Annotated in this window: 12 protein-coding genes; 4 read left to right on the top strand and 8 right to left on the bottom strand. The window is 33.7% G+C overall.

The features are described from left to right. The first annotated feature begins 101 nt into the window (after nt 1-101). A complete protein-coding gene (locus ABRY23_08205) occupies nt 102-1,004 on the top strand; it encodes a RimK family alpha-L-glutamate ligase (protein MFA3783029.1) in 903 nt (300 codons plus the stop codon). Here the strand turns inward: ABRY23_08205 and rsgA are convergent. The 5 genes from rsgA to cysS form a co-directional block, all read right to left on the bottom strand. Beyond that, nucleotides 998-1,939 carry a ribosome small subunit-dependent GTPase A gene (gene rsgA, locus ABRY23_08200; GenBank protein ID MFA3783028.1) on the bottom strand — a complete coding sequence of 314 codons (942 nt, stop codon included), beginning with the start codon at nt 1,937-1,939 and terminating at the stop codon, nt 998-1,000. The genes ABRY23_08205 and rsgA overlap by 7 nt on opposite strands. Nucleotides 1,940-2,034: 95 nt before the next feature. Then, a complete protein-coding gene (locus tag ABRY23_08195; GenBank protein MFA3783027.1) occupies nt 2,035-3,492 on the bottom strand; it encodes an OmpP1/FadL family transporter in 1,458 nt (485 codons plus the stop codon). A 34-nt stretch (nt 3,493-3,526) separates the two neighbouring features. After that, complete coding sequence (locus tag ABRY23_08190) at nt 3,527-4,468, bottom strand: hypothetical protein (protein MFA3783026.1); 942 nt, start codon at nt 4,466-4,468, stop codon at nt 3,527-3,529. A gap of 146 nt (nt 4,469-4,614) precedes the next feature. Next, on the bottom strand, nt 4,615-5,388 hold the full coding sequence (locus ABRY23_08185) for a hypothetical protein (protein ID MFA3783025.1): 774 nt from the start codon (nt 5,386-5,388) through the stop codon (nt 4,615-4,617). A 373-nt stretch (nt 5,389-5,761) separates the two neighbouring features. Then, nucleotides 5,762-7,171, bottom strand: a complete 1,410-nt coding sequence (gene cysS, locus ABRY23_08180) for a cysteine--tRNA ligase (protein MFA3783024.1) — start codon at nt 7,169-7,171, stop codon at nt 5,762-5,764. Nucleotides 7,172-7,421: 250 nt separating this feature from the next. On the opposite strand from cysS, the gene ABRY23_08175 reads away from it, so the two are divergent. The 3 genes from ABRY23_08175 (at nt 7,422) to hydF (ending at nt 12,232) form a co-directional block, all read left to right on the top strand. After that, complete coding sequence (locus tag ABRY23_08175; protein ID MFA3783023.1) at nt 7,422-9,452, top strand: T9SS type A sorting domain-containing protein; 2,031 nt, start codon at nt 7,422-7,424, stop codon at nt 9,450-9,452. Between the two features lie 130 nt (nt 9,453-9,582). After that, nucleotides 9,583-10,992, top strand: a complete 1,410-nt coding sequence (locus ABRY23_08170; protein ID MFA3783022.1) for an aspartate ammonia-lyase — start codon at nt 9,583-9,585, stop codon at nt 10,990-10,992. After that, entirely contained in the window at nt 10,985-12,232 is a 1,248-nt protein-coding gene (hydF, locus tag ABRY23_08165) for a [FeFe] hydrogenase H-cluster maturation GTPase HydF (GenBank protein ID MFA3783021.1), read from the top strand. Before ABRY23_08170 ends, hydF begins: the two co-directional genes overlap by 8 nt. A gap of 144 nt (nt 12,233-12,376) precedes the next feature. Here hydF and ABRY23_08160 read toward each other — a convergent pair whose 3' ends face one another. The 3 genes from ABRY23_08160 to ABRY23_08150 are packed head-to-tail and all read right to left on the bottom strand — an operon-like array spanning nt 12,377 to nt 14,641. Then, complete coding sequence (locus ABRY23_08160; protein ID MFA3783020.1) at nt 12,377-13,363, bottom strand: RluA family pseudouridine synthase; 987 nt, start codon at nt 13,361-13,363, stop codon at nt 12,377-12,379. Then, nucleotides 13,344-14,027: a signal peptidase II gene (gene lspA / locus ABRY23_08155; GenBank protein MFA3783019.1), complete on the bottom strand. Its 684-nt coding sequence runs from the start codon at nt 14,025-14,027 to the stop codon at nt 13,344-13,346. The genes ABRY23_08160 and lspA overlap by 20 nt, the downstream gene beginning before the upstream one ends. Before the next feature lie 23 nt (nt 14,028-14,050). Beyond that, on the bottom strand, nt 14,051-14,641 hold the full coding sequence (locus ABRY23_08150; GenBank protein ID MFA3783018.1) for a TraR/DksA family transcriptional regulator: 591 nt from the start codon (nt 14,639-14,641) through the stop codon (nt 14,051-14,053). Between the last annotated feature and the right edge of the window lie 19 nt (nt 14,642-14,660).

Below are 14,660 nucleotides of genomic sequence, written 5' to 3'. Positions count from 1 at the left end.
AAAAAATAGTTTTTAAGATAGTTAATAACAAGTCTATTGATTGAACTGAGAATCATAATTTTTTTATTTTTGCATCTTAATTTATACTTTTAACTTAGTTGATGAAAATTTTTGATTTAGCTGTATCCTACACTTGGATTTATGATAGTGATTTTGTAAACTTCATTGAAGAGGTTTTTCAGAAAGAAGGCTTATCAACCTTTCTAATCCAAGATCACAATATATCAGAAGTAACACAGTTGGTATCTGAAGAGAAAATTATATTTAAGGCGTATTTAGACCGCGCTTCAGATTTAGATGCTAAATATGACGAACTAGCAACTATTTTAACTCAGAAAAATGTTTTTATGATTAACCCGCATTCAGTTGTTGAAAGCGCAATAAATAAATCTGCTATTCACTATAAATTAATAAATAATGGATTTATTGTACCAAATAGCATTATAGTTCCATCATATAATGAATCAACTAGTTTAAATATCTCCGATGAAGATTTATCAAAAATTGGGAAGCCTTTTATAATAAAACCATCATTAGATACTGGCGGCGGCGAGGGTGTTATACTAAATGCAAAGAGCCTTGAAGACATACAACAAGAAAGACAAAAATATCCGTACGAAGTTTATTTAATCCAAGAGATAGTTCGTCCTAAGTTAATTATGGGAAAACGCGCTTGGTTCAGAGTTTTTTGGTTTTTTGACAAAGCCATACCAACTTGGTGGGACGATAAGGTTCATGTATACAACTTAATAAATGATGAAGAACGCACAAATTACAATCTTATAAAGCTTGAAGAAATAGCAACTAAATTAGCGTCCTTAGTAAAGCTTGACTACTTTTCAACAGAAATTGCATTAACTGAAAAAGGTGATTTCGTTTTGGTCGATTATATTAACGACCAATGTGATATGAGATTAAAATCCAAACATAAAGATGGTGTTCCAGACGAACTTGTTAAGGAATTTATCATCAGAATGAAAAATAAAATAAGCTCACTTCAGTAAAATAAATCTTCTTCAATTGTATCAAGCAAGTTAAGATAACTTTCGTACCTTTCTTTTGTAATAAGATTTTTATTAACTGCCTCGTATACTGCACAGCCTGGCTCATGATTGTGTGTACATGTATTAAATTTACACTCATTTATATACGGTAAAAATTCAACAAAATAATGACCTAAGTCCTCTTTTTTGATACCATAAGGATCAATTTCTCTAACTCCTGGTGTATCAATCACAAATGTATTTTGTTCTACTTTTCTTATCACAGATGTTACTGTGGTGTGTTTACCTTTGTAAGTGTAATCACTTATTTTCCCCACCTTAAAATTTAAAAAAGGATATAATTTATTTAGAATTGAAGACTTACCGACGCCAGACTGACCCCATATCAAATTTATTTTCCCATTCAAAGTTTTACGCAGTTCAGTTATTCCAACATTATTAACTACTGAAGTTAATATTACATTATACCCAATACTTTTATACAAAGAAAACCATTTGTTTACTTCATTATTATCAGCAAGGTCAACTTTGTTAATCACAATTTTTATATCTACATGTGAACTTTCGCCAATTACAATTAATCTATCTAAGGCTTTATTGTTAAACAAAGGTAACTTAACGCTTGTAATTATTACAAGCTGGTCTATGTTAGCAGCTATAATTTGTTCTAACCTTTCACCTCTGGTACTTGCCCCTTTAATCCTCGGAGCTTTTCTGGATATATAATTTTTTCTTTCGTAGATATGATTTATTACACCGGTATGACTATCATTAATTTCAAAATCAACAATATCACCTACTGCAGCAATATCTAACGTAAAAAGCTTGTCTTTTTTGAAATTATACTCTTTTTGAAATTTCCCTCTTAAAAAGCAGCGCAATTCATTGCCATTCTCGTCCACAACATAATAATTTTTGCTTTCGATTTTGTAGATTTTGCCTTTTATAAAACCTCCTAAATAAAAAAAGCACCTTACAAAATAAGGTGCTTTTGCAGAGTTGTCAACGCTTAGAAAGAAATATAAGATTGTTATCTAAAATTGTAGGTAAAAGTAAAACTAATATTGTCCCTAGAAATATCTTGCTCAAATCTCGAAACACCTGAACTGTAATTATCCCCGAAATCTTTCCACCAGCCGTGAGCATAGGCAAAATTAATAGTAATTCGATTCTGCATAGTGTATCCGAAACCCGCAGTTATATATTTCTTATCATATTCAGATGGGTCACCTTTAAATGGTGATGGTCTGTAAATCAATCCTGCTCTAACAGCCAAACCATTAAATGGTAGCGTGTACTCTAATCCAGCACTAAAATTAGTAGTGTTTCGGAATAAATTTTTTATATCAAAATTATTTGATGAAATTTGTGATCCACCAAGTCCACTTTTAAATTCCATTTGACTATAATCTATAAACCTTACATCACCACTTAAAACAAGTACATTTGTATTAATAGCTGCACCAAAAGAAAATTCATATGGTGTAGAAATTTCGTATTCAAGATAGTTATTATCTGGATTATACTGAAAGCCGGCAGAACTTCCAAAAGAACTTGTTGCAGTTTCATAATAAGTTTCTTTAATGGTGTATCTTCTAGGAAATTTAACGGTCCCACCAATATTCAGTTGGTCAATTGGTTTTATAAGAAAACCCACTTTAGCATCCCAGCCAGAAATATCCCAACTAATAATATCATTCAAATAAAAACTCTGAAAATCAGCAGTAGCAGGATCATTTGGGTCAAGTCTAAGACTAGAAGGATACAAATTATAAATATCATCTTCCCAATATTTTCTATTACGTTCTAAGTTACCGCCGACAATATCAATCGTGGCTCCCAAAAACACATTTTTTTCCACTTCTATGGCACCAGACAAAGACCATGAGTTAATATTTCCTCTTTGGATAATTGAACCACTTTGATTTAGTCCACCATGTATTAGTGTAGTATCTTTGATATAATTCCCCAACTTATCTTTGAGCGGGTAACTTAAACCTAAATAGTACATTATATCTTCGTTATAAGAAGTTAAATCCTGAATCATAGAATTGTTAGCCGAATTATAACCATCGAATTTAACTATTGAGTTAAAATCCTTCTCAAGATTATAGCCCAATGCAAACACTAAACTGCCTCTATAAGTAGGGAAAGGCAAAACAACTCCAAATTGAGTAAACTTAGATGCATTATTAGTAGCATCATTTATTTTATTAAAAAATGTAGTAGTATTTCCAAATGAATTATAATTAAAAGAAGCAGAAAGTTGTGATCTATTTATTAGACCAAAACCAGCAGGATTAAAAAAAGCAGCAGAGAAATCATTACTAAGTGCAGTATATGCATTGCCCATAGATAATGCTCTTGCATCAGAAAGAATACCTGGCTCTGTTAATCTTAATGCATCATTAAAATCCTGTGCGGTTAATTCGATATAAAAGTAAAAAGTAACTATAAATAGTTTTAATAATAGACTCTTGTTTGCCATAAACTACCTCTATGAGTAAAAAATTTTTAGAATGTTACCTTCTTCCGCTACGCGTACCACTATTTCTAGTTGAATTCCCCCCACTTGAAGAAGTCCCCCTAGAACTAGATGGGCTTGAACTTGAAGGCGGCGAATAACTTCTTGAACCATTAGAGTTATCATTTTGTGGTGATTTAGGAATGTAAGCTGGAGGACTATAATTTCTTTGAGCTTCTCCCCGTGGAATATAACGAACCCTGTTTCCGCTTCTTGAACCGTTGCTGCTTCTTGTTCTTGGTTCAGAGCTTCTTGGTGCTCGCTCTCTAACTGCAGGTTCATTGTTGCGTGTAGAAGTAGGATTAGCAGATTTTGGTACAACTCTGCCATTCTCATTTCTATCGCTTCGAGAAACTGGTGTGTTGGTCAAGTCAACCGATGGCTTGCCATTATTAGTTGAATTGTTAATTGATGTTGGTGTTCTTCCCCCAGAAAATCTATCTCTAGTTGAAGAACTTCTTGAGCTGTAACCTCTTCCGCCGCTGTTATCTCTCAGGTGTGTGTAATTATAGTTTCTATATTTTATTATTGTTGGGTAGTAATAAGGATAATATCCATAATAAAAATAAGGATAATAGCTATAGTAATAAGGGGAATACCATGGTGAATAATAACCCCAAGTTAAACATGTTCCACACCACCAATTGTAATAATCATAGTACCATGGATCAAAATAACCTAAAGATAAAGAAAAGCCAGAGGGCGGATAATAACCGTAGTAATAACGACGATACGGGCTATTATAATAATTATCGTAATAATCATTATAGTACGAGGAAGAATCTTGACTGTACGTAGTATCATTATACTGTTCCGATTCATTTTCATTATTTGCATAGCCATTATTCCAATCGGTTGGCTCTCTTAAGGCTACTTGTGTATAACAACCCGAAAGGACTAAGAGCGAGGCAAAAATTAATGTTTTAATAAACTTTCCCATTTCAATTACCTTTCTTTGATAAGAAACAGTATTAAAATAACAATTTTCATGCCTCATAAAAGGCAAAAAATAAGTCTATTATAAAACTTGAAATTGTAAGGCGTGTACTCTTTAATTACACAGGTGGGTAAAAAAATAAACACCACCTAAAAAATAGCTTTTACATATTCTACAAAAATTCCTCTATCGGCTTTGTTTGAAGAGAATCTTTTATTGTCAAGCAAATCTCTTAAATTAAATCCTAATGTTAACCCATCGCCGATCGACCATCTTAGTCCCATATTTAAATAACCATTTCCACTACCTAATGATTTACTTGTATTATCATTTAATGCAAAATCATATTCAGTAATAAATGAAACTCTACCACCTAAAGTTTTTTCAAAGCCTACAGCAATATTTAAATCTTTATCGCTATCATCTCTTTCGAGCGAGTAATTAATCATCCCATGTATGCTTAGGTACCCAAGAAACTGGAAATTTTTTGAAGATGCAACAAAGAAGCCAGGTGATTTTATTTGATAACGATCTAAACTTTTATCATAAATCCCTTTACCTTGTGAGTCAAAGCCCAAAGTAAAAGCAGGCAACGATTCGGTTTCATTTACAATTCTAACCCGCAGATTCACACCAGGCAATTTATACCAATCGAGCTTGCCTGTACCAATAATATTTGAACCACCATAAGAAATTCCAAAGCTGAAATTGTCAAATACCCCTACTTCAATTCGAGAGACCACAACACCAAGAGGCATTACATCCATAGAGAGCCCTACGTATCCTTTTTCTAAAATACCAGCAGTAGGCAAATCAATTAAATAACGGTACTCATATTTTGCATTAGTACCACTTGTGCCTTGAGCAATTAAATAACTAATAGGAAATAATAGAAAGCCTAATAGAAAAACTATTTTTTTCATTTGTACCTTTTTTTGATAGATAAAAATAAGAATCAATTAGATAAATAGAAAAATAATTCTCAGAGATTTCTGAAAAACAAATTTTTTTATGAGTATTCACCTTACGATGAGAATTCACCCACGAAGTGGTGGATCCCCACACTTCGTGGAGTGGTGGATTTCCAACTTCATGGTTTGTCATTCTCACGAAAGCAAGAATCTTCACCCAAATTAAAAAGAGACTGTCTAAAAAGTAATTTTTCAACTATAATACCTGTGAGAATCTGTTAAAATCCGTGTTACCCGTTTTCTATTTTTTAAAAAATCTTACTTTTCAGACAGCCCCGACATATCGAATTTTTCATAAGTCTCTATCAATAAGTTTATAAAATACTTACTTCTGTTTGATATAAGTCGTATACCCAGTTTTATTATCTTTAAGCTGAATACCCAATTTATTCAATTCTTCTCTTATTAAGTCAGCTAATTTATAATTTTTTTGCTCTTTCAATTCTGCTCTTATTTTTATTAGTATTTTAATCAGCTCATCTTCAATAGTAACGGAACCACTATCTACCAATGAATCAACATCTACTATCCCAAAGACGTTTTGAGCAGTCTTTCTAAGGAAACTAAGGACATTTTCACAAAATTCTTTATTTGGGAAGGGGTTAAGTGCAAATTCAATATTTACTTGCCTAACAAATTCAAAAATCACACTAATTGCTTGGGGTGTGTTAAAATCATCATCCATAGCGTTTTCAAATTCTTTATAATACTTTTCAAAGCCAAAGTTAGATTCACCTCCGCTCGGATTATTTAATCTTTCCTTTGTGGTTTGTATAAGATTTTGAAGTTTTTCAAGCCCCTTTTCCGAAGAGGCTAATAATTCTTCACTAAAATTTAGTGGTCCACCGTAGTAAGTTTGACTAAAGAAAAATCTAATTGCCTGAGCTGAAAATTTCTTTAAGATTTCTCTGGCTGTTAAAAAATTGCCAAGCGACTTAGACATTTTTTCATTTTGAATATTCAAGAAGCCAAAATGAATCCAATATTTTACAAATTGTTGGCCAAAGGCAGCTTCACTTTGAGCAATTTCATTTTCGTGATGAGGAAAGATTAAGTCATTTCCTCCAGCATGAATATCAATAGTTTTACCCAAATGTTTAGTACTCATTACAGAACATTCGATGTGCCAGCCCGGCCTACCTTTACCCCAAGGACTCTCCCAACAGGGCTCACCTTCTTTTGCTTTTTTCCATAAAGCAAAATCTAAGGGATTCTTTTTATTTTCATTAACATCAATTCTCGCACCTGCTTCAAGCTCTTCAATCTTTTTACCGCTTAGCTTGCCATAACTTGAGAATTTCAAGACATCAAAAAAGACATCTCCATTTACATTATATGCATAACCTTTTTTCTCCAACTCAGAAATCATTTCAATTATATCTTGAATATGTTCAGTAGCACGAGGGTTAGCATCAGCTTTAAGTATTTTTAGCTGTTCAACGTCTTCAAAGAAAGCATCAGTAAATTTCTTTGAAACCTGCTCAAAAGGAATTTTTTCCTCATTTGACTTTTTTATTATTTTATCATCAATATCGGTAATATTCATTACATATTTTACTTTATAGCCTTTATATTCTAAGTACCTTCTTATTATATCAGACATTATAAATGTTCTTGCGTTACCTATGTGAAAAAAATCGTAAACTGTAGGTCCACAAACATACATAGTAACAAAAGGTGGATTTTGTGGTCGAAATTCCTCCTTTCTTTTTTTTAATGTATTGTAAATCTGCACTTATTCCTCTCAATTTTGATAAAAAATATAGTTAAAGAGCCTTGTTTTATCAAATTTTCAGCATCTTTACAGGTGGTATAATATTAGATATTATGGTAAAAAGTCGTATTTAGCTATTTTGGACTTTGACATCTTGGATATTTTTTTTAAGTTAATACTGCAAAATGGAAAAAATAGGACAAATATCCGATTTTATAATTACAAACAAACTAATTAAAAAACAAAACTCTTACTATTAAGGAGGAGTTGTATGCTAAAAAAACTCACAATATTACTTTCTACTCTTTTATTGATGGCTTCGACTTCATTTTCACAGACTATGGAATTTAAAACTTTTGGTGTATCACCCGCAGCAGCAGCAAAATCAAGTACTGACATATTTGATGTTGAATATAATGGTCTTACAAACGTTGGCGTAGGTACAAAAATGTACCTTGAAGCTAAATTAGTCGGAGCTAAATTAAACAATCCACAATTTTCCTTGACTTCAAAGCCAAGTGGTTCAAATGCTACTTTCGGCGCAACACAAACTATTGATACTTCAAGTGTTGTAATTGTTTTCACTCCGGATGTTACTGGGACTTATGTTGTAAAAGTTGTTGATGGAACTTACTCAGCAACACTAACAATTAGTGCAGGCCTTTATCTGGGTGTAAGAGGCAAAGGAAGAGATGGACTTCACTTAGCTTGTGTAGATTGCCATAACGGAACAGATTCATATTATCCATGGCGTTCAAACTTAATTGACAAATGGCAGCAAACTGGCCATGCTACTATGTTCCAGAGAGGTTTAGACGGAGAGGTAAGCAGTCATTATAGCGAAAGCTGTATAAAATGCCATACTACAGGATATGATAAAGAAGCTGCAAACGATGGATTTGACGACTTCCCATTTGTATTCCCAACGACACTACAACCCGGTACTTATGACGCTATGGTTCAACAATACCCTGATGCAATGTTAAGAGCAAATATTCAGTGCGAAAGCTGTCACGGTCCAGGAAGCGAACATTATGGCTATATAGAAAATTCGAGAATGGTTGCTTCTTTAGATGTTGCAGTATGTGCTTATTGCCATGACGACGGTAATCATCACGTTTACCCTGAACAATGGGCTTTATCAAAACATGCAACAGGTGAAACTTTTGAAAGTGAAGGCGGTAACGCAGCATGTGCACAATGCCATAACGGTCTAGGCTTTGTACAATACAGCAGAGGTGAAACTATAAATCCCTATGAAACCGACCCAATCACATGTGCAGTTTGTCACAATCCACACGATGCTACTAACCAACACCAACTTAGAAAAGTCGATGTTACTTTAGCCGATGGTACCGTAATTAATGACGGTGGACTTGGGAAATTATGTATGAACTGCCATAAATCTCGCAGAGTAGCTAATTCTTCTTATACAACAAAACCAGCTGCACACTATGGTCCTCATCATGGTCCACAAGCTGATGTATTAGCTGGTAAAAATGTTGTTGTTTTTAACGGTGCCACATTACAATCCTCTCGTCACTTAACTGCTACAGTGCCCGGCGGCGATGCTAATGCTTGTGTTAACTGCCATATGGCACCAGGTGCACCTGACTCTACTGGACATTCAATGATTAGCGGCGGCCATACTTTCAGCATGACCACCCCGGACGGACAAGATAATATGAACGCTTGCGCACAATGCCACGGCAATACATTCGGACCAAGTTTCGAAGATGTTAATTTTTACTATGGTGGAACTGCTGATCTTGACGGTAACGGAGTAGCTGAAGGATTGCAAAATGAAGTTAAGGGCTTAGTAGCAAAAATTAGAGCCCTACTGCCTACTCCAAATTCTTCTGATGATCCCGATGCCAGCTGGACAACCAGCCAACTTCAGGCATTTTACAATGTTAAAGTTGTAGAAGAAGATAAAAGCTGGGGCATTCACAATCCTAAATTTATAGTATCAATGCTCATTAACACTTACGTAGCTTTAGGTGGAACACCAGTTGTAAGAGAAAATACAGATTTGCCAACTCAATACTCTATCTATCAAAATTATCCTAATCCTTTTAACCCTTCAACTAATATTAAATTTGATTTACCAACCACATCTCATGTAAAATTGACTATTTATGATTCCATAGGAAGAGAAGTTGGTGTACTTGTTAATGGTGAACTTAATGCAGGAACCCACACTTTTACTTGGAATGCAGGCAGCCTTGCTTCAGGTGTTTATTTTTATAAAATCGAAGCAGGCAACTTTGTTAAAGTTAATAAAATGCTGCTGCTAAAATAAAATACCTCCATTGTTATAAAAGCACCTTATTTGACCCGGTTATTTCATGACCGGGTCTTTTTTTATCACCTAAAAGAAAATAATAGTACGATTTTTGCATCCACTTGATAACAATAAAACAAACAAACCTATGAGAATAGAAAAAGATTCAATAGGAGAATTGGAAATTCCCCAAGACGCAGCATATGGCATTCATACTGTAAGAAGTGTTCAAAATTTCTTTCAATCTGGCGAAAAAATAAACCCTTATTTAATTAAAGCATACTTCCAAGTAAAATTGGCAGCAGCTCAAACAAATTATAAATGTGGACTGCTGTTCAAAGAAAAATTTGATGCAATAGAAGAAGCAATTATTTCTCTAATTAGAGAATCTGATGAGGCAATTTTGGGAAAAAGTGATTCTATTTATAATAAAATTATTGTCGATCCATATCAAGGTGGCGCTGGTACTTCACTTAATATGAATGTCAATGAAGTGATTGCTAATGAAGCACTTAAAATATTAGGTAAAAACTATGGAGATTACAAAATAATTAGTCCATTAGACGATGTAAACCTAGGCCAATCTACAAATGATACCTTCCCAACAGCAGTAAAAGTTGCTTCAATTTATTTAATAAGAGAACTTGCTGAATCATTTGCTTCTCTTCAAAATTCTCTTCAGAAAAAAGAAGTGGAATTTAAAAACATTTTAAAACTTGGCAGAACACAAATGCAGGACGCTGTGCCAATCACACTTGGACAAGAATTTGGTGCTTATGCCCAAGCAATTGCACGTGACCGATGGCGATTATACAATGCTGAAGAAAGACTTCGCTCGGTTAACTTAGGTGGAACAGCCGTAGGAACTTCAGTAGCAGCAAATAAAGAGTATGTCCTTAATGTTAATAATATTCTTAAAAAAATTACCAATTTGCCTATTGCTAAATCTGAAGATTTAATTGATGCCACTCAAAATCTTGATGTTTTTGTTGAAGTACATGGAATAGTAAAAGCAGGTGCATCTTCAATAAATAAAATCTGCAACGATTTACGATTCTTATCAAGCGGACCTAACGGTGGTATCGGTGAAATTAACTTGCCAAGCAAACAAGCTGGTTCTTCAATTATGCCTGGTAAAGTAAACCCTGTTATTTTAGAAAATACAATTCAAATTTGCGAATTGATAAAAGGTCACGACGTAATCATAACAAATGCTGTTGCAAATGGGAACCTTGAACTAAATCCTTTTCTCCCTTTAATTTCTCACCTATTCTTGAAATCAATTCATCTTTTGAAAAAATCAAATTACAATTTGACTAAAAATTGCATTGATGGAATTACAGCAAATTTAGAAAAGTGTAAATCACACTTAATTAGTTCATCTGCTATTGCTGCATCTTTAATTCCAACTTATGGTTATGAGACAATTCAAGAGATTGTAAAATATGCTCATCAAAACAAAATATCTTTCGTTTCTGCTTTAATGAAAACAAAACTCATAACCGAAAAAGAATTGCTAAATTTAATTTCAAAAGAAATGGGGGTTGACAGTGAGTAAAGTTCCTCTATCCGAAAGGAAACATATTGCTTTCGTAGGAAAAAGAAATGTAGGAAAATCTTCTTTAGTTAATTGTTTTGTTGGGCAAGATTTAGTAATTGTAAGTGATATACCTGGCACAACTACAGACCCTGTAAAAAAAGCAATGGAACTTCTCCCCTTTGGTCCTATTGTTATTATTGATACAGCAGGAATTGATGATATAAGTGAATTGGGAGAAAAAAGGGTTAACAAAACTATGCAAATCATTTCTGAAACTGACTTTGCAATTGTTGTGTTAGATTCCCAATCCCACCTTTCAAATGAAGAAATGAATTTAATTGAACTCCTCAACAAATATGAAATTCCCTTTTATATTGCAATAAACAAATCTGAATTAGGAATTAATTATAAACTTCTTGAAGAACTAAACTTTCGTAAATTATCCTTCAGCTTAGTCTCGTGTAAAACTGGCAAAGGTATTTATGAATTCAAAGAAAAGATTGCTAATTTAATCCCAAACGAAGAAGAACCGCCGCTAATCAGTGACCTAATTAAGCAGCATGACATTATCGTCTTAGTAGTTCCAATTGATCTTGGAGCTCCAAAAGGACGTTTAATTCTGCCGCAAGTTCAAACTATAAGAGAATCTCTTGATGAAGATGCTGTTGTTATTGTAGTGAAAGATAAAGAATTGAGAAGTGCTCTTTCAATACTAAATCAAAAACCAAAATTAGTTGTTACTGATAGCCAGGCGATAATGCGTGTAAATGCAGATGTTCCAGATGATATCAAAGTAACTACTTTTTCTATTTTAATGGCACGCCATAAAGGAGACCTTACAGAATACATCAAAGGCTTACAAAGAATAGAAGAATTACAAAACGGTGACAAAGTTTTAATTGCCGAAGCTTGCTCTCATCACCCCCAGGAAGATGATATTGGAAAGGTTAAAATTCCACGTTGGTTAAGACTTCATACTAAAAAAAATCTTGAAATTAGCTTTTCCAACGGACACTATTTCCCATCGAATCTTTCCGATTTCAAATTAATTATTCATTGCGGAGGGTGTATGCTCAATAGGAAAGCAATGCTAACAAGAATTAAGCAGGCAAAATTTGCTAATGTACCGATTGTAAATTACGGACTTGCAATCTCCTACATGCATGGCGCACTGCCAAGAGCATTAGAACCATTTCCAGAAGCAAAACAAGTTTGGGAATTATTTCAAAAAAAGATCCCATCTTTTCACCAATTGTAGGTCGAAACGCTGTTCCGACTAAGCATCAATCGGTTCGGCAAATCAACTTACAATGTAGGTCGGAACGCTGTTCCGACCTACAAAATAACAAAAAATTCACTGAGATTATTTCTACCAAATAAAATAAGCCTCTTCTGCCCTATCCTAACTATTCGGGTCCAATTTCACAAGCAGCATTTTAAAATCTTCTGGAAGTTCAGAGTCAAAAAAAACCTTTTCTTTGGTGTGAGGATGAACAAATCCCAAAGTTTTTGCATGTAATGCCTGTCTCTGCATTATCTGTAACAAATTATCAACTCTGCTCTTAATTTTTGGCAACGATGAGCCGTAGACAATTTTTCTACCACCATAAATTGGATCGCCAAATATTGGATGATTAATATGTGACATGTGTACACGTATTTGATGGGTTCTACCTGTTTTTAATTTTAATTTAACTAAAGATGCAAATTCAAATTCTCTTATAACTTCGTATAAAGTATGTGCATGTTTACCTTCCGATTTATGAACGGTAAATATTTTTCTGTCTTTATTGCTTCTTGTAATATTAGCGATAACTTCACCTTTTTTCTCTTTAAACTTTCCCCAGCAAACAGCCCAATATTCTCTTTCCACAGTGTGATTATAAAACTGCCTTGCTAATTGCGCATGCGTCCATTCATCCTTTGCAACAAGCAGCAGCCCGCTTGTATCTTTATCAATTCTATGAACTATTCCAGGTCTGCTTGGTTCGTTTAACTTGCTTAATTTTTTTGTATGATGCAAAAGAGCATTAACAAGTGTACCGCTAAAGTTGCCCAGTGCAGGGTGGGCAACCATTCCAGCAGGCTTATTGACTACAATCAAATATTCATCCTCAAAAACTATATCCAGAGGTATATCTTCAGGCTCAGCATCTTCAGGTCGTGGAGTAAGTGGAATAGAAAGTTCAATAATCTCACCTGGGGAAATTAAATAATTTGCTTTGACTACCTTACCATTAACAGTAACAAGGTTATTTTTAATTAATTTTTGTATTCTTGAGCGTGTAGCATTTTCAACCGAATTTGCAAGATATGTATCTATTCGCTCTTTTTTCTTGCCGGAAGGTATTTCAAAAACAAACTTCCTTTCAGTTATTATCTTTGACATTATCTGTAGATACTGTTGGCGTTACTAAATTAGTATCGTCTGTAGCTTGCATAGTATCTTTAATTTCTGAGTTAAGAGAGACATTCTTAGGTGTTATTTGAGTTTCAGCAGTTGCCTCTTTTTGAACTGAATAGTTTTTATAAAAAATAATCAGCAGAACAACTCCAATTGTTACCGAAGCATCAGCAATGTTAAAAATTGGCCATCGTTCGTAAGTATGGCCAAAAAGAGTAAAGTCAAAAAAATCGACATTAAAAAAATCGACTACTTTTCCATAAAAAACTGGAGCATATCCATATAAAACTCCATAGAAAACTCTATCTATAAGATTTCCAACAGCACCACCAAAAATAAAAGCCAAAGAAATTCTTAAGCTTAATTTTTGATCTCGCACCTTATATAAATAAAATAAAATACCGATACTAGCTGCTAAAGAAAAAAGTGACAAAAATAATTTAGAAGTATTACCCACATCTATTCCAAATGCCATACCGGGATTCTCTACATAAGTGATCTTAAAAAAGTTACCAATTACATTAATGCTCTCACCGTAATTCATGCCGGCTACTTTTATATTTAATAATGGAATAGTACCACCCTTTACTAAAAACTTAGTAACTTGGTCTACTACAACTATAATTAGAGAAACAAATAAAACTCCCACTTAAAACCTCAACTGGTTTAACTTTATTTTTGCATCTTCTGTTTGACTTGCAAGCAATGCTGTGTATGTGGAACTGCAATTAATCTTTCTTTTGGAATAAGTGGGCAAGTTGGACAAAGATTTTGCGGCTCGTCAATACACTCAATGCATATGCCGTAAGTTCCATTTTCTATTCTTTGAAGTGCATCATCTAAATAGCCCAAGAATTTATTTTCTCGTTGTGCCCACAAATAAAGTTTTTCTCGTTCCATTGCATCGGTGCCCTGCTCTGCCATATGTAATGAATAAGGAGAATTTTCATTTATATATTCGCCTGTTGTTGGGTCCATCATTTGCTCTTTAAGGACTTGAAGCTGTTCTATAATTTCTTCTCTTTTTTCTAAAATTATTTTTTTAAACTCTTCAAGTTCCTTTTTACCATAACCATGAATTTTTCTTATTTTTTTGGTGGGCGATATTACTTCCACAGGCTGGTTATTTTTACTGACTTTTTGAGCCGATAACTTATTAGTTTTTGCAGTAGACTTTTTAGTTTTACTAGCTGTAGCTGTTTTCTTCTTACTAACAGTCTTTGTATTTTTTTTCGTTGTTTTTTTTACTGGTTTCTTAGCCATAGTAACCTCTTTCTTTAGA

The sequence above is a fragment of the Melioribacteraceae bacterium 4301-Me genome (assembly GCA_041538185.1).
GTDB classification, from domain to species: domain Bacteria; phylum Bacteroidota; class Ignavibacteria; order Ignavibacteriales; family Melioribacteraceae; genus Pyranulibacter; species Pyranulibacter aquaticus.
Note: the sequence above shows the minus strand (reverse complement) of the source record. Positions and strands in the feature narration are given on the sequence as shown.